A 19741-nucleotide genomic window follows, 5' to 3' on the forward strand; every position below is an offset into this window, starting at 1 on the left:
GTCGATGCCGTCCATCGGCACGGTCAATTTCCGGTCGCTTCCTTCGCGCTGTGGGCATCGAGGAACGGTACGACGAGCGCGGCGACCTCGGCCGGCAACTGGGCATGCGGATAGTGGCCGCCCTTGGCCACCATGGCGAGCCGGCCGAGCCCGGGCGGCAGCGCGGCCACGATCCGGCGTCCTTCTTCGTCGGGATGGGCGAAGTCCGGGTCTTCCGAGCCCATGATCACCAGCGCCGGACAGCGGACCTCAGCCGTCCGGGCCTGCGCGTCGGCGGGGGTCGTCTTGCCGGTCTTCATGAACTCGGCCCACCGTCCGGGCTGTCGCAGCAGGTCGCGCAATTCGGCGAGATAGCTGTCGTGGTCCGCGGGCCGGGTCGGGTACGCGACGCCGTTCAGGTAGCGGAACCACAGCCGGGGCGATTTCAGCAGTTGCGTACCAATCAGCTGCAGCAGCCCGCGGCGGTACCGGGAGATCGACAGCAGTGCACCGAAGTCGAGGCTCTGGGTCAGCGTGAACGGGTCGATCTCCACGATCGCCGACACCAGCTCCGGGGCTTCGGCGGCCGCGATGGTCGCCGAACCGCCGGACAGCGAATGCCCGACGATCACGGCCGGTCCGCCGAAATGACGGATGACCTCGAGCAGGTCGCGCGCCACATCGGTGCGGCTGATGGCAGCCTTGCCGGTCACCGACGGCCAGCCGATGCTGGATTCGCCGTGGCCGCGCATGTCGACGTTCGCCACCCGGTACCCGGCCGCGACCAGCGGACCGACCAGGTGCCGGAACTCCTGGCGCCATGTCCCCATGCCGTGTGACAGCACCACCAGCGGACCGTCACCGGCCACGTCACAGGCGAGCTGTCCGTGCTCGAGGGTCACAAACTCGGTCATTCCCGATCCTTTCCAGCGGTCCCCACCTCAGCCGCGGATTGCGGCACGCTGGAATTGAACGCCGGAAAGGCGGCGCTGCCGCGCTGCCGGGCAGGCCGGGTCAGTCGTCTGGCCGATCCGGTCAGTCCCTGACCGGGAGCATCATGCCGGGCAGCACCGCAGAGCGATGCGGCACGCACGTGGCGTCAGCCAGCGTCCCCGTCGACGAGTTCGACCGTGGCCGCGTGGCGTTCGGCGAGGGCGTGGTAGACGGCGGCGTTGTGGTCCACGAAGAGCTTCGCGGTGCCTTCGAGCGGGACGATCTTCTTGGCAGGGCTGCCCATGGCGACCGACTCCGGTGGGATCACCGCGCCCGGTGTGACGGTCGAGCCGGCTGCGACCAGCGAGCGGGTGCCGACGACCGCACCGTCCAGCACGATCGCGCCGTTTCCGACCAGGGCTTGTTCGCCTATCGTGCAGTCGTGGATCAGGCATTGGTGGCCGACCGTCGCGTTCGGGCCGATTTCGCAACCGTTGTGGCCGACGTGGATGACGGTGTTGTCCTGGATGTTCGCGCCCGCGCGGATCGTGATCGTGCCCAGATCGGCGCGGATCACAGCGCCGTACCAGATCGACGCCCCCGCCTCGACGACCACGTCCCCGACCAGTGTCGCGGTCGGGGCGATCCACGCGTCGGGGTGGACGGTCGGGCGCTTACCTTCGAACGAGTACAGCGGCATGCGGCTGAGACTAACCTGCACCGCCGTGAAACCGGTGGGAAAGGACCGGGTGCGCGGTTACCGTGGGCGGGGTCGAGCGAGGAGGGTGGCATGACGGAGATTGCGAAGTCGGGGGCCGCGGTGATCAACCGGGCCGACGGCCGGAACGACGGCGAGGAGTGGACCGAGAACTACACCGAGCTGCCTGGTGGTGCGGGCGTCTCGCTGATTCTGGAGTCGACCACGCAGGAGGGCGCCGGCCCGCGGTTGCACAAGCATCCGTACGCCGAGACGTTCATCATCCGGCGGGGTTCGGCGACGTTCACCGTGGACGGCGAGGAGATCGTCGGTACGGCGGGTCAGATCCTGGTGGTACCGGCCGACACCCCGCACAAGTTCCGGACCGGGCCGGGCGGCTACGAGGCCGTCCACATCCACGCGAACCCGACGTTCGAAACCATCTGGCTGGAGTAGTCAGTCCGGGACCCTTTCCCCTGGCGGTGTGTACGCCGCCAGCAGGGTCGCGGTGATGTACGGCGCTGCGTCGGCGGAGCTGATGCGTCCGGCGAGGATGTCGCTCGCGGCGCCGTGCATCACGTTGTGCATGATGCTGACCAGCCACGACGTCGGCAGGTCGGTCCGGAACGCCCCTTCGGAGCGCCCGCGTTCGAGCAGCCGCTCCACCCGCGCCATCGGGTCGGCGTGCAGTTCGCGCACCCGCCCGGGCGGCAGCGCCTCCTCGGCCGCGATCAACAGCGACCGGAACTGATCCACCAGTTGCCAGCTCGACTCGATCAACCTGGCCAGCGCCGCGCGCGGTTCGCCGGTCAGATCGACCTGACCGAGGGTCTCCTCGCCGGTCGCGATCGCCTGCACGAACACCGCGTCGACGAGTTCCGCGCGGGACGGGAAGTGCCCGTACAGCGTGACCCGCCCGACCCCGGCCGCCTTCGCGATCTCCGACGTACTCGCGGCCGGGTTCCGGCTCAGGCACTCGGCCGCCGCGGTCAGGATCGCGGCGATGTTGCGCTGCGCGTCGGCGCGCCTCGTCGTCGTTGCCATCCTGCGCCTCTCTGATCGCCCGGAGGATCTCGAACACGGCTGTACGAATTCCTCTTGTCGAACACCAGTGTACGAGTTAGCCTGACGAAACAACCCGTACACACCTGTTCAACTTAAGGACGAGCCGATGAATCAACCGGATCCCCGGCGGTGGTGGCTGCTGGGGCTGCTCGCGGTCGCGCAGTTCATGCTGATCCTCGACGTCACCGTGGTGGCGATCGCGCTGCCGAACATCGAGACCGACCTCGGGCTGCGGCGCGAGACCCTGACCTGGGTAGTCAGCGCGTACACGCTGATGTTCGGGGGACTGATGCTGCTCGGCGGTCGCGCGGCCGACCTGTTCGGTTCGCGACGCGTCGTCCTCACCGGCCTCGGCGTCTTCACACTGGCCTCGCTGGTCACCGGTCTCGCGAACGGTCCCGAAGTACTGCTGGCCGGCCGGGTCGCACAAGGTATCGGCGCCGCGATGCTGTCGCCGGCGGCGCTTTCCGTTGTGACGAAGACGTTCGAGGGCGAGGAGCGGAACAAGGCGCTCGGCATCTGGTCCGCGATGGGCGGCGGCGGGTCGGCGATCGGCGTACTGCTCGGCGGCCTGCTCACCGCGGGACCCGGGTGGCAGTGGGTGTTCTACATCAACCTGCCGATCGGGCTGGTCGTGTTCGTACTCCTGCTCCGGATGCTCCCCGCGGATCGACCGGCCGACCAGCAGGGCCGCCTCGACGTACCGGGCGCGCTGCTCGTCACCGCCGGCACCGGTACGGCGATCTACGCGCTGATCAACGCCGGCGACCGCGGCTGGCTGTCCGCCGTGACCCTCGGCACGCTTGCCGGTGCGCTCGTGCTGTACGGCGTGTTCGCTTGGGTGCAGAGCGCCGTACGGTCGCCGCTGATGAACCTGCGGATCCTCACCCGCCGACCCGTTGCCGCAGGCACCTTCATGCTGCTGGTCGCGACCGCGCTGATGATCTCGATGTTCTTCCTCGGATCGTTCTACCTGCAGCATTTCAAGCAGTACGGCGCTTTGCGGACCGGGCTGCTGTTCCTGCCGGTGGCGGTTGCCGCGATCGTCGGCGCGCACCTGGCCGGGAGCTTGGTCGGCAGGATCGGTGCGCGGCCGGTGGCGATCGCCGGGTTCGTGATCACTGCGGTCGGGGTCGCCGCTCCCGCGGTGTGGGAGGGCGCTGCGGTAGTCGTGACCGGGATGACTGTCGGCACGATCGGGCTCGGTGCGGCGTTCGTGGCGTCGTCGACCACGACGTTCGCGCAGATCAACCACCGCGAGGCGGGGTTGGCGTCCGGGATCCTCAGCACGTTCCACGAGTTCGGTGCATCCCTCGGGGTCGCGGTGGTGTCGAGTGTCGCGGCGGCCAGCCTGGCCGGGACCGTGACAACCGGTTTCACCCGCGGCTTCACCTTCGCCGCCGTCACGGGTGCGGTGGCCGCCGTGCTCGCACTCCTCGTCGTACCGTCGTTCAAACCCGCGAGAGGAGAGGTCCATGTCCACTGAGATTTCCCGAACGGGAAGCGAAAGCGCTCGAAGCTTTCCGGAACGGCATGGTCGCGCCGCAGTCGGTTCCTTAGCGTAGGTTGGGTGCGAAGGACCGTTCCGCCGCAGACGTACTTCGTCGTCAGCGCGGTGTTCCACTACCTGGGGCCGGCGCTCGCGGTGCTGCTGTTCACGCGCATCGAACCGCTCGGTGTGGCGTGGTTGCGGATCGCCGCGGCAGGTCTGATCTTCGCGGTCTGGCGGCGCCCGTGGCGGGCGTGGCAGATCCTGGACGCGAGGACGCGGTGGCTGGTGGTCAGGTGGGGTGCGGTGCTCGCGGTGATGAACTGCTGCTTCTACCTGGCGATCGACCGGGTTCCGCTCGGCACCGTCGCGGCGGCCGAGTTCGCTCCGGTGATCGTGCTGGCGGCGCTCGCCGTACGCAGCGTGCGCAACCTGCTCGCCGTCGTCCTCGCCGTGATCGGCGTCTATCTGCTGACCGACATCCGCCTGTCGCACGACTGGGTCGGGTTGGTGTTCACCGCACTCAACGCGATCCTGTTCGCGGCGTACGTCGTCCTCGGCCATCGGGTGTCGCGGGCCGCAGGACTCCGCCGGATCGACGGTCTGGCGTTGGCGATGGGGACAGCCACGGTGCTCGCGCTGCCTGTGGGCCTGGGCGCGGCGGTCCCGGCGTTCACAGATGCCCGGCTGCTCGGCGCGGCGGTGGCTGTCGGGGTGTGTTCGTCGGTGATTCCGTACGTCGCGGATCAGTTGGCGATGGCGCGCCTGAAGCGGTCGACGTTCGCGGTGATGCTGGCTTTGCTGCCCGCCACGGCGACGGTGATCGGTGCCGTCGTACTGCGGCAGATCCCGCGGGCTGTCGAACTCGCGGCGATCGCGATCATCGTCGTCGCGGTCGGGTTACAGCGCGAAGCTACCTAGCCTTCGCCGACAGGTCCTGCCAGTCGGACCACGTCTTCAGGCGGTCGGCGTACACCTGCTCGACGAGTTCGCGGCCTTGGCCGAAGAAGACGCGGAGTGGTGGATTGGGGGAGTCGGCGAGCTCCAGGATGGCCTGCCCGGCCGCGGCGGGATCGTCAAGCTCGACCGACGCTACGTACGACAGCAGAGCCGCGCGCTGCTCGTCGTACTGCGGTTTCGGAACGGCGGAATCGCCGCCGTTGAATCCGTCCGTCGCATACCCACCGGGCTCGATGATCGTGACCTGCACGCCGAAGCCCGCGACCTCCTGCGCCAGCACCTCACTCAGACCCTCGAGCGCCCACTTGGAGGCGCAGTACGCGCCGCCGAGCCCGAGTCCGACCAGGCCGGCCACCGAGGAGACCTGCATGATGTGACCGCTGCCCTGCTCCCGAAGGAACGGCAGGGCGGCCTGGACGACCCAGACCGGTCCGAACAGGTTCGTGTCGAGCTGGTTGCGAAGTTGGTGCTCGCCGAGTTCCTCGACGGCGCCGGACAGGCCGTACCCGGCGTTGTTCACGATCACGTCGAGCCGGCCGAAGTACGCCTGCGCCTGCTCGACGGCGTCGAAGACCGCCTTCCTGTCGGTCACATCGAGAACCAGCGGGAGGACCGCGTCGCCGTACTTCTCGGAGAGCTCCGTCAGACTCTTGCGGGTCGTCGCGGCCACCCTGTCCCCACGGGACAGGGCAGCCTCGACGAAGGCGCGGCCGAGGCCGCGGGACGATCCGGTGACGAACCAGACCTTGCCCGAGCTCATGCCGGCCGCACGTTGTGGTTGGCCGCGAACACGTTTTCCGGATCGTACTCACGCTTGATCTCCGCGAGCCGCTCGTACGTCGCGGCCGGGTAGATTCCCGTGACGTCGTCGTCGGACAGGAAGTTCGCGTAGGCGCCGTTGACGTGCGGAGCCAGCGCTTCCCACAGCTGCTCGCGCGCCGGCCGGGTCGCCTCGATCACCGGCGGCGGTCCGACCGTGGTGGTGATGAACATCAGCTCGGCCTGCCGGTACGCATACGCGGTCGCGTCTTCGGGAATCTCCGAAACCGCTCCGCCGACGCTGCGGATCGCGATGATCGGCGCGCCCTGCGAGGTGCCGGCCGCGGCGAGGATCCGCAGTACGTCCGGCACGGAATCCTTGTCGACAAAGGCACTTCGCGTCACCAGCCGGATCCCCGGCGGTGGTACGGCGCCGTCGACGAGCACCTCGGCGTACGGCGTCAGCGTGACGTCGTCGGCGAGCACGGTACCGAGCGCGCGGATCGGGTCGATCGCCTGCGCGGCCAGTTCCGGGTCGTCACCGTCGTACGCGACCTGGATCTCCAGCGGCGCCTCCGGCCCGCCGAGGAACGGATTCGCGAACGAGGCGATCGAGGTCAGCTCGACCGGCGCGGTCCGCAGGTACTCCGCCCAGCGCGGCAGCACGTCCGCGATCTCGCTCGCCGGGAACACGACCTTGCCGAAGTGGATATCGGTGGTCGGGTGCGCCGCGAACTCGAACCCGGTCACGACGCCGAAGTTCCCGCCGCCACCGCGGACCGCCCAGAACAGGTCCGGGTTCTCCTCCGCCGATGCGCGGACAAGGTCACCGGCCGCAGTCACGAGGTCCACCGCGACCAGGCTGTCGAGCGCGAGCCCGTACTTGCGGACCTTCCACCCGAGCCCACCGCTGAGCGTCAGGCCGCCGACGCCGACGCTCTTCGTGTCACCCGACGAGATCGCCAGGTTGTGCGGCGCCAATGCGGCCGCGACCTGCCCCCAGGTGGCGCCGCCGCCGATCCGCACGATGTGCTTGTCCTTGTCGACGATGTCCATCGCGGCCAGTCCGGACAGGTCGATCACCACGCCGCCGTCGTTCGTCCCGAACCCCGGGAACGAGTGCCCGCCGCCACGAACGGCCAGCGCCAGCCGGTTGTCCACGGCGTACCGGACAGCCTTCTGTACGTCGCTGACGTTCGCCGGCCGGAACACGTGTGCCGGACTGCCCTGCACCAGCACGGTCCGGCTCGCCGCCTCGTACCCTGTGTCCTGGGGCTCGACGATCTCCCCTGCAAATCCTTCGACCACTGCGCTCATGACGTTCCTTCGCGTTTGCCCTCATCGAACAAACACCTGACGTCCCCCGCCCACCCGATGTGACGTGAACAACCCCACATCACAAACCAACCCGCTATTCCGTCTGGTCGCCCGACGGCCGAGCGTCGCACTTGTGGGCGATCCAGGTGAACCCTCCTGTGAAGCGCGGGAGAGCGTGGATACTGAATCGATGTTCTTCCGGTTCGCGGTGGGGGTGCTCGAGTGTGTGGTGGTCAGCGACGGTCAGCCCGGGCCGCCGTGGGAGCCGGCGCTTTCCGACTTCTTCCCTGACGCACCGCCGGACGCGGAGCGCTCGACGCTGACGTGCGGGTACAACTGCCTGTTCGTGAGTACGCCGGACGGAATGGCCGTGGTCGACACCGGGCTCGGCGCGAGTTTCCTCGGGTACGGCGAGTACATCGAACCGCTGGTCGGTCGACTGGGTGACGGGATGAAGGCTTCGGGCCTGTCCCGCAGCGAGTTGGCCGCCGTCGTGTTCACGCACCTGCACCAAGATCACTCGCGCGGGGCGATCTGGTCGGGCCAGGTCACGTTTCCGGCGGCGACGGCATACGCGCACGCATCGGAGGTCGCGTTCTGGTCGGGGTCCGTCGACCTGCCGTCAGCGCAGCCGCACCTGGAGGCGGCGCGGGAGACCATCCGCCTGTACGGCGCGAAGCTGCGGCCGTTCGAGTACGACGCCGAGATCCTGCCCGGTGTCCGCGCAGTGGCCGCGGCCGGTCACACGCCCGGTCACTCCGCGATTCTGCTGCAGTCGCAGGGTGAACGGCTGCTGTGCGTGGGAGACACGTTCTACGACCCGCTCCAGCTCACCGATCCGACCTTGGCGACGCCGTGGGACCTGGACGTTCCCGCCTCTATCGCCTCGCGGCGCGTCCTCCTGGAACGCGCCGCCGATGAGCGTCTCCTCGTGCACGCTTACCACTTGCCGTTTCCCGGTCTGGGGCATGTTCAGCGTGCGGGCAACGGGTTCAGCTGGAAGCCACTGACCTGACCGCGTCGACCAGGCGGGTGGCGCGGGGGTCGCCGTGGCCGATCATCTTGTTGGTTGTGTAGGCGAAGGCGATGCCGTGGTCGGCGTCGGCGAAGGCGAACTGGCCGCCGGCGCCGTCGTTGGCGAGGCTGCGGGGGCCGAGCGTCGGGCGGAACGGTGAGTCGAGCAGGAAACCGGAACCCCAACGCGCGCCCGCGTCGAAGCCCAGGAAGCCTGCGCCGGAGGACAGCTCGCGCGCCGCATCGTCAACAGTCTCGTGAGAAAGCAACGCGGGCCGGCCGTCGAGACCAGTGATCGCGGCCGCGTACACCCCGGCGAGACCGGTCGCCGAAGCGACGGCGCCCGCTCCGGGCAGTTCCATCTGCAGCAGCGCCGGATCGTTCCAGCCGTGTGGTACGTCGAGACCGGGGAACTCCAGTGCCCCGTTCATGGTGACGATCCGCATCAGCAGGTGTTCCGGGTCCATCGCGGGCCGGCCCTCCGCCTCGGCGAGCCGCGCCAGCGTCGGCAGCTCCGACGCGGGCATCCCGATCCACGCGCGCAACCCGAGCGGGTCACCGATCACGGTCCGGAAGTATGCCCCCGGCAACTGTCCGGTGAGCCGGCGGACCACCTCACCGAGCACGAACCCGAACACGTGCCCGTGGTACTCGTACGTCGTCCCGGGCTCCCACAACGGCTTCTGCGCCTCGATCGCGGCGATCACCGGATCCCAGACCGCGATCTCCTCGAACGTCGGCGACCGGTCCAGCACCGGGATACCGGCCCGATGCCCGAGAACCAGCCGCGAGGTGATCGCTTCTTTGCCCTCAGCAACGAACTCCGGCCAGTAGTCACCGATCGGCGTGTCCAGGTCGAGGCGTCCTTGCTGAGCCAGCAAATGGACGACGACGCTGACAAGACCCTTCGCGCACGAGAACACCGGCACCAAGGTTTCCGCGGACCACGCCCGCCCCGGCGCCGCCTCGCCGTCCCAGAGCTCCACGACCTTGCGGCCACCCGAGTACACGGTCACGGCGGCCCCGAGCTCCGGGAACAACGAGAAGTTCTCCCGGAACGTGTCCGCCACCGCACCAAACCCGTTCTCCACCCATCCCTGACTCATGCGCCACACGATAGGTGTGTGGCGCCGTCCAGGACGATCGAATTACGGCAGCGCCCACCGCTGGTTCAGGCCGCCGTTACACGTGTAGATGATCAGCTTCGTGCCGTTCGCGGACGAGGCCCCGGCCGCATCCAGGCACAGCCCGGAAGCGGCGTTCGCCAGCGCGCCGCTGGTCTGCGGGATCCAGCGTTGCCCGGGCGACCCGTCACAGGTCCACAGCACCGCGGGCGTCTTGAGTGCCGTATCGCGCGCCGACAGGCACTTGCCCATCGACCGCACGGTCCCGTCGTCGGTCGACGGCGTCCACTGCTGGTTCTCGGAGCCCTTACACGTGTAGAGCGTCGTCGGCGTACCGTCCGTGCTCAGCGCCTGGTAGACGTCGATGCACTTGCCGCCGATGCCCACACTCGACCCGGTGTCCCCGAACACCCCGAACTCCCAGAACGAGTAGTAGCTCCCGGCAACGGCCCGCTTCGTCGCGACCATCCGGACGTACCGTGCGTAGATCGGCGAGAACGTCACGTCGTCCGTCCCGCCGTCCCCGCTGACCGTGGACGCGACCGTCTTCCACGTCCGCCCGCTGCCGGACACCTGCAGCTGGTACGACTTCGCGTACGCCGTCGACAGCCAGTTCATCAGCACCCGGTTGACCAGCTGCACCGAACCGAGATCCACCTGGTACCACTGCGAATCGGTCCGCGCGCTCGACCACGCCGTACTCATCGAGCCGTCGACCGCCTTCGCGGCCTCGCGTCCCGCGACATAGGTGCTCGAGGCAAGAGCGGTTCGCCCGCGCGCCAGGTTCCGCTTGGCGGCGTACATCGCCGTGTACGACGCCGGCTGGGTGGGAGCCACCAGGTTGTGGTCACGCGCCCCGCCGTCCGTCCAGGCCCCGAACCGGTAGACCTGGTTCGCCACCGGCTCCAGTGGATCGGCCGCCACGGACACGCTCGATCCGACGATCGTTGTCCCGGTCAACGGACTCTTCCCGCTCGTGTTCCCGAGCGCCACCGGCATCCCGGCCGGCCAGGAGCCGGCAGTCAGCTTGACCGTCTGCGGGTTCAGCAGCACGCTCTTGCTGTCGGTCAGCCCGCCGGAGTCGGTCGCCGTCAGCTTCAGCTCGAGGTACGACGGATACTCGTGATCAGGTGCCACGAACGAACCGCTCGCGCCGGTCATCGAGGTGATCGTGTGCGTATGGCAGTCGCTCGGGCAGTGGTGCATGATCAACGTCCAGGTCAGCGCCGACGCGGGCAACGTACCCTGCTCGGGATCCGTCGCGGTCCCGGAGAAGTTGATGGTGTCGCCAACCTTCCAGGTCGTCGCCGGACCGGGTGACGTGATCGTTGCCGTCGGCGCCGTGTTCGCCACGTTGATCTGGGTCGAGGTCGTGGTCGACGTCTTCCCGTCGGACACCCGCAATCGCACGGTGACGCTACCGGAGGTCGTGTACGTGTGCTGCACGGTCGCGGCCGTCGAGTCGCCGTACACGCCGTCGCCGTTCAGATCCCACGAGTACGTGATCGGATCGCCGTCGGCGTCGTTCGACGCGGTCCCGTCGAAGGTCACGGTCAACGGTGTCGGACCGCTCGCCGGATCGGCGTGGATGATCGCGGTCGGCGGGTTGTTCGTCCCGTTGTACACGTACCGCAGGATCCGGCCGTTGTCGTAGTCCACCGCGAACAGGTCGCCGCCCGGACCCGTCTGCAGCCGCGTCGCGCCGTACCCGGACGCGAACAGCTGGATGTCCGACGGATCGGGTAGCCCGTTGCTGCCCGGCATCATCGCCCACGTGCACTTGCGGCTGTAGTCGGTGAAGAACAGCGCGCCGTCGTACTGCGCCGGGTAGTTCCCGCCTTTGTAGAAGGACATTCCGGAGATCGACGAACTCCCGGTCGAGCACGTTCCGCCGACCTGGTCGGTGTGCTTGTACGCGTAGTACGGGGTCGCGACCGCGGACGATCCGGCGGCGTACAGGTTCTGGCAGATGTTCAGCTTCGCCGACGCGTAGCCGGGTTGCTGGGCCGGTCCCTCGTAGCACGGCCAGCCGAAGTTGGTGACCGCGGCCTTCGGGTCGGGGATGCGGTCGATCTCCTCCCAGGTCGAGTACCCGACGTCGCCGATCCACAGCTCGTTCGTGCCGGGCCGGAAGGTGAAGCGCATCGGGTTCCGCAGGCCTTCCGCCACGATCCGGCGCGCGTTCAGGTCCGCGCTGCTGGTCAGCGGGTTGCCCGGCGCGGCCTGTCCGGTGTCGGGATCGATGCGGATGATCGAGCCGTCGAGCGTCGTCGGGTCGTTCGGCGTCCGCAGGTCCTGAGCGCGCAGCGCACCCCCCTCGGCCGTCGGCGGCGTCAGCGTCGCGCCGACCGGTGCGGGACCGTCCCCACAAGGGTTGTCGGGCGTCGCGTCGGACGCGGGGTAGCCGTCTTGCCCGTAGTCCACGTAGTTGAAGCTCCCGCCGTCACCGCCACCGGCGTACAGCATCCCGTCCGGGCCGAACTCGATCGAGCCGATCGAGTGGCTCGGGAACACCTGGCACCAGTCCTCGACGAGCACCTGCTCGGCGCCGTTCGCGTTCAGTACCGAGAGCCGCGCGCTCGCCTGACAGCCATCGGCGGTCGGGCCGGGCGGCGACGGGCACGGGTCCGCGTCGGTGTCCGGCGTACCCCACTTCGGCGTCGTCCCGCCGATCAGCCCGTCGTGCGTGTACAGCACGTAGATGCGCGGATCGGCCGGGAAGTTGGGGTGCAGCGCGATCCCGAGCAGCCCGCGATCCCAGTAGTTGTAAACCTCGGTGCGCAGGTCGGCGTACACACTCGGCGTCGGGTCGTCGAGCGAGTCGAAGACCTTGATCAGTCCGCTCTTCTCGGCCACGAACACGCGACCGTCCGGCGAGAAGGCGACGTTCGTCGGACTGTTCAGTCCGCTGAACACGACCTGCTCACTGAAACCGGACGGCGTGACCGCGGCGCGTGCCGGTGCGATCACGGCGAGCGGCAGCAGCAGTACGACGCACAAAGCGGGCAGCGCACGGCGCAGCCACTGGGCAGATTTCCTCACAAAGCCCCCCAGGCCAACCCCGGTACTCGGCCTCACAACCCCCTGCGAGCACTCGGATCGCCCGTCAGAATGACGGCACGTCACGGCGTCGCGCAAGGCCTGCCTGGCATTCGTTTCAAACCTGCCGCCGGTCGGTCACCCGAACGATCGGACCGGGCACACTGGGCTGATGATCCGCAGCGTTCGCGAGCTCCCGGACGGCCCCGGCGTCTACCGCTTTCGCGACGACGCCGGCAAGGTGCTGTACATCGGCCGGGCCCGGAACCTGCGCCGCCGCGTGCGCTCGTACTGGGTGAACCTCGGCGACCGCCCGCACCTCGCGCGGATGGTACGGCGGATCGCCCGGGTGGAAGGCGTGTGGTGCGACTCGGAGCACGAGGCGGCCTGGCTCGAACGGAATCTGCTGGAGCACTCGAAGCCGCGGTGGAACCGGAGCGAGGGTGGCGCCGAAGTGGTCGGCTACATCCGGCTCGGCTCCGGTGCGCGGCCCGGCCTGCGCTTCGAGCACACGGTCAGCGGTACGGCGCGACACTTCGGGCCGTACCTCGGTGGGGTCCGGATCCGGCAGGCGATCTCCGGACTGCATCGCGTACTGCCGTTGCAGTACACCGTCGAGGGCGACGCGTCGGCCGAGGAGTTCGGCCGGCTGTTCGGGATCGGGCCGGGGGATCGGGAAGCGCTGGCGCGGACCGCGATCGCCGTACTGGAAAGGGATCCGGCGGCTGTCGGTGCGTTGCGTGCAGAGTTGGAACGGCGGCGGGATCGGGCGGCGGGGGAACTGCGGTACGAGTTCGCGGCGAAGGTGCAAGGCGAGATCGAGGCGCTCGACTGGATCGTTGCGGAGCAGAAGGTCGCGTGGCTCGAGCCTCAGGACGCTGATGTTCACGGGTGGGCGGACGGGGTGCTGGTTCGGTTCGAGCTGCGGGGCGGACGGATGTGCCGGTGGACGCAGCGGGCGGTGAGTGAGAATGCGGCGCGGGCGCGGGTGGAGGCGACGCCGGAGTTGTGGCGGGAGTTCGCACGGCGCAATGCGGAGCTTGCAGCGCGGTTGGTGACTTCCTGATTACTTAGGATGGTCGGCATGTCGCAGCCCCCGTACCAGCCGTCGCCGAAGCGTTCCGTACTGGCGCCGCTGCTCGTCATCGGGGGTCTCGTCCTGCTGCTCGCCCTCGTGATCGGCACTGCCGTCACCGTGGTCGTCCTCCGCACCGACGACAAGCCGTCCGCCACCGGCACCCCGGCCGTCCGTGCCAAGCCGTCCGAGCCGAAGGCGGTCGAGTTCCGTCGCGTCCTCACGTCCAAGCCCGGCACCTGCGCGACCCCGGCTCCGGACGGTACGGCGTGCGACGACAAGGGCATGCTCTACACCCTCGGCAAGGTCGAGCTCGACGGCAGCCACGTGACCGAGGTGAAGTCGGGACACGACTCCACGAACAACTACTGGTACGTGAACATCACCCTCGACCCCGAAGGCGAGCAACTGTTCGCGCACCTCACCGGTGCGCTCGCGAAACAGGTGCCGCCCGCGAACCTGCTCGCGATCGTCGTCCACGGTCGCGTCGTCTCGGCACCGTCCGTGCAGTCCGAGATCACCGGCGGTCAGGTTCAGATCACCGGCAACTTCGACCAAGCCGCCGTCGAGGCGCTCGCCAAGCAGATCACCGGTTAGTGACCTCGAACGCGACGATCGCGGCCGCGACCGCGACGTTCAGCGACTCGACACCGGCGTGCAGCGGAATCTGCAGGTCGGAATCGGTGGGAACCGTGATCCCGTTCGTTTCCCCGCCGAGGACGTAGACCGCGCGCGGAGCCAGCTCGGTCTTGAACAGCGAGTCCTGGGAACGGGCGGAGAGACCGTACACGTGGTACCCGGCGGTCCGTAGCAGGTCGACCGCTGCCTTCGCGGTCGACGTGTTGACGATCGGAGCCTGGAATGCGACCCCGGCCGACGCCTTGATCACCAGCGGGCCGACGTGCGGCGTACCGGCCCGGGGCAGGATCACGCCGTCGAAGCCGGCGCCGGTCGCGGTCCGCAGGATCATCCCGACGTTGCCCGGGTTCGTCACCCCGTCGAGCAAGAAGACGTTGGTCGGCCGTTTCCCGCGGTTCCGGACGAACTCCTCCAGCGGCGTCATCCGCGGCGCGTTCACGTCCGCGACCACGCCCTGGTCGTGCTTGCCGTTTCCGGCCAGCCACTTCACCCGGCTGGCCGTCGCCCGCTCCACCGGCGTACCGAACTTCTCCGCGGCCCGGAGGATCTCCTGCATCGAGTGGCCGGTCGCGTTGTCCGCGAGCACCACCTTCGCGACCGACAGTTTCGGGTCGTGCAACGCCTCCAGCACCGGCTTGCGGCCGTAAACGGTGATCCACTTGTCGCGCGGCGATGTCCTGTCTCCCACCCGCCTACCGTAGCGCCGGGTTCGTCGCCTTCCCATCCAGCCACAGCATGTTGCCCGGGTCGGAGTGCGTGCCCTGCGTACCGACGTGCTTGTCGCTGATGCCTGGGCCGTTCTTGATCACGTGCACCAGGGCCATCCCGTGGCCGCGGCCGAGTTCGTAGTCGGTCTTGAGCCACTCGAGGATGGTGCCGGCCTTCACCTCGGCAGCGCCGTACCCGCGCTGGTGCGCCTCGTCGACGAGCGTGCGCGGGGTCTTGCCGGTCTTTTCCTCGATCTTGTCCAAGTACGCCTGGAACGACATCGTTTCCTCCTGGGTGGTCGTCGTACCCCTGCGTCGACCGAGACCCCGGGAAATCGACACGGCCCCGGAATCAAACGGGCGTTTGATTCCGGGGCCGGACGGGCTTACTTGGTGATCGTCAGGTAGCTGGGCTTGCTCGCGACGCCCGCGACGACGACCCGGAACTGGAACTTTCCGACCCTCCCGCTGGAGACGTACACCGAGTACGTGCCCTTGGAGGTCACCGTGGTGCTCGCCGGGAAGGTGACCCACTTCTTGCCCTCGAGGCGCTGCACCTGGACCTTGGTGCCCTTGGCGATCCCGGTGGTCTTGCCGAAGTACCGGACCTTCGACCACCGCGGGACGATCCAGTCGCTGGCGTCCACCGTGACCGACTTCTTCACCACGACGGCCGCCGCGGCGGTGCTGGTGTGCTGGGTGGCGGCGTCCGCCTGCAGCGCGCCGATGCCGATGTACGCACCCGCGGCGAGGCCGAGACCGGCGCCTACGGCAACAATCCGGCGACCGAAAGACTTGTGCATGTTGGTGTTTCCCCTCCCGTACGGCGGCTCCTTGTGAGCCCGCCGCATCAAGAGACGCACCTAGTCACGGATTAGTTGGTCACGAATTTTCAGCACTGTCGCGGCGGAGCGGTCGATGTCGTCGGGGCCGGTGGTCCAGTTCGTCACCGAGATCCGCATCGCGGCGCGGCCCTGCCACGTCGTACCGGACATCCAGCAGGTCCCTTCGTCCTGCACGTCCTTGACCACCTGCCGGGTGATCGCGTCGTCGTCTCCGAACCGGACGAGGACCTGGTTGAGTACGACGTCGTTCAGCACGTCGGCGCCACCGTCGCGCAGCGCGGCGGCGAACCGGATCGCCATCGCGTGACACCGGTCGACGATCTCCGCGATCCCACTGCGGCCGAGTGCGCGGATGGCGGCGTACACGGGGATACCACGCGCGCGGCGCGAGAACTCGGGGTTGTAGTCGAGTGGATCGCGTTCACCGTCCTCGTCCTGGATCAGGTACGCCGCCCGCACCGACATCGCCGCCCGGTGGGCCTCTGGGTGAGCGCAGAACACCAGCCCGGAGTCGTACGGCACATTCAGCCACTTGTGCGCATCAGTCGCCCAAGAGTCCGCCAACTCGATCCCGTCCACCAAGCCCTCGAGTCGCTCACTCACCGCCGCCCACAACCCGAAGGTCCCGTCCACATGCACCCAAGCCCCGCGCTCATGAGCCGGCCCACACACCTCGCGAACCGAATCGAACGCGCCCGTGTTCACGTTCCCTACCTGCGCGCAAACGATCGTCGGAAGCATGGCGTTGTCGTCGCGCAGCACGGCTGCGAGCGCGTCGGGCCGCATCCGCCCCTGCCCGTCGACCGCGATCGGCTCGATGCAATCGGTCCCGAAGCCCAGGAACCTGAGCGCCCGGTCGACCGTGTCGTGCCGCTCGGCGCCGGCCAGCACCCGGACCCGTGGCGCACCGATCAGCCCTTGCCGCTCTACATCCCACCCGGCGCGCCGCAGTACCTCGTGCCGCGCCGCCGCCAACCCGGTGAAGTTCGCCATCTGCGCCCCGGTCACAAACCCCACCGACGTACCCAACGGCAACCCGAACAGCTCGTTCAACCACCTCGCCGTGATCTCCTCGACGACCGCGGCCGCCGGCGACGCGGCGTACAACCCCGCGTTCTGATCCCAGGCAGTCGTCAACCAATCAGCCGCGAGCGACGCCGGAGTGGCACCACCGAACACGAACCCGAAGAACCGCCCACTCCCACTGGGCAACAGGCCGTCCTCGACCCCCGCCGCCAGCCGTGCAACCACCTCCCGCGGCTCGGTCGGCCCGTCCGGTAGTGCCCCGCCAAGCGACGCCCGCAGTTCAGCGGCGTCGGCACGCGGACCGACACGCCGTTCCGGAAGCCCTGCCAGGTACGTTGTCGCCCGCTCGTACGCCTCGGTGAGCGGCCCCTCCCAATCCACCATGCTTCTTTTGTACGCCTCCTCTTCCGCCGCCGGGGCGCGTACAGTGCGCGCATGCAGATCCGGAGTCGGTGGTCGGCGATCGTCGGCTACTCCCTCGTCGGCGCGGCCACCCAGCTCGTCTGGCTGAACTTCGCCGGCGTCACCACCGTCACCGCAACGCGGTACGGCGTTTCCGAGAGCGCAGTCGGTTGGCTGGCGCAGGTCTTCCCATTGCTGTACGTCGTACTCGCGATCCCGTGCGGCCTCGCGCTGGACCGTTGGTTCCGCCCCGCGCTGGTAGCGGGCGCCGTACTGACCGCCCTCGGCGCCGCGGTCCGGCTGATCGGCAACGACTTCGGCTGGCTGCTCGCCGGACAGATCCTGGCGTCGATCGCCCAACCGCTCGTCCTGAACGCGGTCACCGGCATCACCGGCCGCTACCTCCAGGAGAAGGACCGGCCGACCGGAATCGCAATCGGCACCGCCAGCATTTTCGCGGGGATGGTGATCGCCTTCTTGCTCTCGGCAATCTTCACCACGTCGGCGTCCCTCCCGACGATGCTCATCATCACCGCGGTCTTCTGTGTAGCGGCAGCCGCGGTGCTGACGACCGCCCTCTACACCCTGCACCCATCCTTCGCCCCCACCTCCGCCACCTCCGCCTCCGCCGCGCCCGCCTCCGCCACCTCCACCCTTGCCTCCGCCGCCCCTGCCTCCGCCGTCCCGCCCGACGCGGCCGCGGGCGGCCCGGAGCCGCACCACCCGCCCGGCAGCGCATCAGCTGCCGCACAACCGGGCCGCCCGGACCGCGGGGCCTTGGCGGCCGCCTGGGGTGACCCGCTGATCCGGCGCCTGTGCGTGCTCGCGATCTTCCCGTTCGGCGTCTTCGTTGCCATGAGCACCTTCGCGCAGGCCCTGCTCGAACCAGCAGGCGTCTCCGGTGGCACCGCCAGCACGATCCTTCTCCTCCAGGTGGTCGCCGGCGTCATCGGCAGCGCGACGATCCCGATCCTCGTCGTACGACGCCGCGCCGAGTCCCTTCTCCTGGTGGTCAGCCTGATGATCACCGCCGCAGCCTGCGCCCTGCTGGCCGTTGCCCCCGGCACCTTCACAGGCTTCCTCTCGATCACGGTGATCGGCCTGCTCCTCCTCCCAGCCCTCCCGATCGTCCTGGAACTGGTAGAGCGCCGTACCGGAGAAGCCGAAGGCACCGCCGCCGGTCTGATCTGGATGTCCGGCAACCTCGGCGGCCTGCTGGTAGCCGTCGTCGTAGGCCTGCTCGTCGACCACCCGTACGCGGCCTTCCTGGTGATGGCCGCGATCGCGCTCATCGCCGTACCCGGAGCCCGCGCCCTTCGCCGCCCGATCGCCGAACTCCGAGCGCAGTCACAGCCGTAGCAACCAGCCCGCCCGCGCCGGCGGTCACGAACGTCGTCCGCGCGTCGGTGTGCTGCAGCAGCACCCCGCCCAGCACGTACGAAAGCCCCGCGGCGACACCGACAGCGCCGTACAGGTTCCCGAACACGCGACTGCGAAGGTGCGCCGGTACGACGCGCTGCAGGTGCGTGTTGACGCCGACGTCGATCCCCGCGATCCCGAGCCCGCGGATCACCTGCAGTGCGAGCGCGGCCCAGATCGCCCACGCCAGCCCGGTGACCAGGTTCCCGAGGCTGCTGACGGCGAACCCGAGGAGCATCAGTACCGGCATCCGCAGCCGGCTCGCGTACCGCGCCAGGATCGCGAACCCGGCGATCAGCCCGATGCCGACACCGGCGTACAACGTCGCTGACGCGGAATCGGTCCCGTGCAGCTCGTCCTTCGCGAGGAACACCATCGCGACGTCGTCCACCCCGTTGAACGCAACCACCGCGAAGAAACCGACCCCGATCACGCGGATCGCCGGCGTCCGAAGGATGTATCCGAGCCCCTCCCGCGCGTCCTTCACCACACTGTGGCTCGAGCGCTCGGACGGCGGAATGTTCGGCAACCGCCCGAGCAACACCGCGGACACGAAGAACGTGACCGCATCGATCAGCAGGATCCCGCGTACGTCGCTCACCAGGAACAACCCCGCCGCGACGATCGGGCCGATAGCCTCCAGCCCGTTGGTACCCACCCCGAGCGCGGAGTTCGCCGTCTCGAGCTGATCGTCGCGCACCAGGGCCGGCATCGCACTCCGCGAAGCCGCCTGAAACACCTCCGCCGCGACACCCCGAACCGCCACCATCACCAACAAGACGCCGAGCGGCGGCAACACCACCGCCATCCCGACCGTCAACACACCCTGCACAAGCTCACAAACCACCATCACCCGCCGAAGATCGAACCGATCCCCGACCACGCCCGCGAACGCACCGAACACCCCCGGCACGAAGTCCCCCGCCAACAACAACATCCCGACCGCCAGCGCCGCGCCGGTCGCCCCCTGCACATACAGCAGCAGAGCCACCAACCCCACCGAGTCCCCGAGAACCGAGACCCCCCGAGCCCCCCAAAGCCCCCGAAACGAGGCAGACCCCCGCAACAGTCCCCACACAATCCACTACTATGTACCCGCACACCCGCCGGTGTGGCGCAATTGGCAGCGCACCGCTCTTGTAAAGCGGGGGTTAGGGGTTCAAGTCCCCTCACCGGCTCTCTGGCCTGGGGAGATGCCCCGTGATGATGTTCCGGGGCGTTCTCCAGGTGTCTCGCGACCCGTGGGTTCACA

The 19741-nt window shown here is 68.8% G+C and carries 19 protein-coding genes and 1 tRNA gene; 8 read left to right on the forward strand and 12 right to left on the reverse strand.

Annotated features, from left to right (window positions below):
* Positions 1-23: 23 nt before the first annotated feature.
* On the reverse strand, positions 24-893 hold the full coding sequence (locus tag FB475_RS20660; RefSeq protein ID WP_141858221.1) for an alpha/beta fold hydrolase: 870 nt from the start codon (positions 891-893) through the stop codon (positions 24-26).
* 185 nt (positions 894-1078) lie between these two features.
* Entirely contained in the window at positions 1079-1612 is a 534-nt protein-coding gene (locus tag FB475_RS20665; protein ID WP_141858222.1) for a gamma carbonic anhydrase family protein, read from the reverse strand.
* A 90-nt stretch (positions 1613-1702) separates the two neighbouring features.
* Here FB475_RS20665 and FB475_RS20670 point away from each other — a divergent pair, with 90 nt between their 5' ends.
* Complete coding sequence (locus FB475_RS20670; protein WP_141858223.1) at positions 1703-2065, forward strand: cupin domain-containing protein; 363 nt, start codon at positions 1703-1705, stop codon at positions 2063-2065.
* Here the strand turns inward: FB475_RS20670 and FB475_RS20675 are convergent, their stop codons facing one another.
* On the reverse strand, positions 2066-2653 hold the full coding sequence (locus tag FB475_RS20675) for a TetR/AcrR family transcriptional regulator (protein WP_141858224.1): 588 nt from the start codon (positions 2651-2653) through the stop codon (positions 2066-2068).
* Positions 2654-2780: 127 nt separating this feature from the next.
* On the opposite strand from FB475_RS20675, the gene FB475_RS20680 reads away from it, so the two are divergent.
* Both FB475_RS20680 and FB475_RS20685 read left to right on the forward strand, forming a co-directional pair.
* Positions 2781-4160 (forward strand): MFS transporter, encoded by a 1380-nt coding sequence (locus tag FB475_RS20680; RefSeq protein ID WP_141858225.1) that lies wholly within the window; start codon positions 2781-2783, stop codon positions 4158-4160.
* An 84-nt stretch (positions 4161-4244) separates the two neighbouring features.
* Positions 4245-5084 (forward strand): EamA family transporter, encoded by an 840-nt coding sequence (locus FB475_RS20685; protein WP_141858226.1) that lies wholly within the window; start codon positions 4245-4247, stop codon positions 5082-5084.
* Here the strand turns inward: FB475_RS20685 and FB475_RS20690 are convergent.
* Both FB475_RS20690 and FB475_RS20695 read right to left on the reverse strand, forming a co-directional pair.
* Positions 5077-5883, reverse strand: coding sequence for an SDR family NAD(P)-dependent oxidoreductase (locus FB475_RS20690; RefSeq protein WP_141858227.1), 807 nt, complete (start codon positions 5881-5883; stop codon positions 5077-5079). The two genes, FB475_RS20685 and FB475_RS20690, sit on opposite strands and share 8 nt — an antisense overlap.
* Positions 5880-7199, reverse strand: coding sequence for an FAD-binding oxidoreductase (locus FB475_RS20695; RefSeq protein WP_141858228.1), 1320 nt, complete (start codon positions 7197-7199; stop codon positions 5880-5882). Before FB475_RS20695 ends, FB475_RS20690 begins: the two co-directional genes overlap by 4 nt.
* Positions 7200-7389: 190 nt before the next feature.
* Between FB475_RS20695 and FB475_RS20700 the strand changes: the two genes are divergently transcribed.
* Positions 7390-8214 (forward strand): MBL fold metallo-hydrolase, encoded by an 825-nt coding sequence (locus FB475_RS20700; RefSeq protein ID WP_141858229.1) that lies wholly within the window; start codon positions 7390-7392, stop codon positions 8212-8214.
* Here FB475_RS20700 and FB475_RS20705 read toward each other — a convergent pair.
* Positions 8192-9319: a serine hydrolase domain-containing protein gene (locus tag FB475_RS20705; RefSeq protein WP_141858230.1), complete on the reverse strand. Its 1128-nt coding sequence runs from the start codon at positions 9317-9319 to the stop codon at positions 8192-8194. The genes FB475_RS20700 and FB475_RS20705 overlap by 23 nt on opposite strands.
* Positions 9320-9361: 42 nt before the next feature.
* Positions 9362-12379, reverse strand: coding sequence for a PQQ-dependent sugar dehydrogenase (locus tag FB475_RS20710; RefSeq protein ID WP_141858231.1), 3018 nt, complete (start codon positions 12377-12379; stop codon positions 9362-9364).
* Between the two features lie 169 nt (positions 12380-12548).
* On the opposite strand from FB475_RS20710, the gene FB475_RS20715 reads away from it, so the two are divergent.
* Both FB475_RS20715 and FB475_RS20720 read left to right on the forward strand, forming a co-directional pair.
* Positions 12549-13442, forward strand: a complete 894-nt coding sequence (locus FB475_RS20715) for a GIY-YIG nuclease family protein (protein WP_141858232.1) — start codon at positions 12549-12551, stop codon at positions 13440-13442.
* 18 nt (positions 13443-13460) lie between these two features.
* On the forward strand, positions 13461-14048 hold the full coding sequence (locus tag FB475_RS20720; RefSeq protein WP_141858233.1) for a SecDF P1 head subdomain-containing protein: 588 nt from the start codon (positions 13461-13463) through the stop codon (positions 14046-14048).
* On the opposite strand, the gene FB475_RS20725 is transcribed toward FB475_RS20720, so the two are convergent.
* The 4 genes from FB475_RS20725 to FB475_RS20740 form a co-directional block, all read right to left on the reverse strand.
* Positions 14038-14778 carry a TrmH family RNA methyltransferase gene (locus FB475_RS20725; protein WP_238332310.1) on the reverse strand — a complete coding sequence of 247 codons (741 nt, stop codon included), beginning with the start codon at positions 14776-14778 and terminating at the stop codon, positions 14038-14040. The genes FB475_RS20720 and FB475_RS20725 overlap by 11 nt on opposite strands.
* 4 nt (positions 14779-14782) lie before the next feature.
* A complete protein-coding gene (locus FB475_RS20730; protein WP_141858235.1) occupies positions 14783-15079 on the reverse strand; it encodes a DUF4287 domain-containing protein in 297 nt (98 codons plus the stop codon).
* A 104-nt stretch (positions 15080-15183) separates the two neighbouring features.
* Entirely contained in the window at positions 15184-15600 is a 417-nt protein-coding gene (locus FB475_RS20735) for a hypothetical protein (RefSeq protein WP_141858236.1), read from the reverse strand.
* 60 nt (positions 15601-15660) lie between these two features.
* Positions 15661-17052 carry a pyridoxal phosphate-dependent decarboxylase family protein gene (locus FB475_RS20740; protein ID WP_141858237.1) on the reverse strand — a complete coding sequence of 464 codons (1392 nt, stop codon included), beginning with the start codon at positions 17050-17052 and terminating at the stop codon, positions 15661-15663.
* A 51-nt stretch (positions 17053-17103) separates the two neighbouring features.
* Here FB475_RS20740 and FB475_RS20745 point away from each other — a divergent pair, with 51 nt between their 5' ends.
* Positions 17104-18429, forward strand: a complete 1326-nt coding sequence (locus FB475_RS20745; RefSeq protein WP_141858238.1) for an MFS transporter — start codon at positions 17104-17106, stop codon at positions 18427-18429.
* Here the strand turns inward: FB475_RS20745 and FB475_RS20750 are convergent.
* Positions 18359-19567, reverse strand: a complete 1209-nt coding sequence (locus tag FB475_RS20750) for an MFS transporter (protein ID WP_337678219.1) — start codon at positions 19565-19567, stop codon at positions 18359-18361. The two genes, FB475_RS20745 and FB475_RS20750, sit on opposite strands and share 71 nt — an antisense overlap.
* 27 nt (positions 19568-19594) lie before the next feature.
* Here FB475_RS20750 and FB475_RS20755 point away from each other — a divergent pair.
* Positions 19595-19667, forward strand: a tRNA-Thr gene (locus FB475_RS20755).
* Positions 19668-19741: the final 74 nt, after the last annotated feature.

The sequence above is a fragment of the Kribbella jejuensis genome (genome assembly GCF_006715085.1).
In the GTDB taxonomy this organism is placed as follows: Bacteria; Actinomycetota; Actinomycetes; order Propionibacteriales; family Kribbellaceae; genus Kribbella; species Kribbella jejuensis.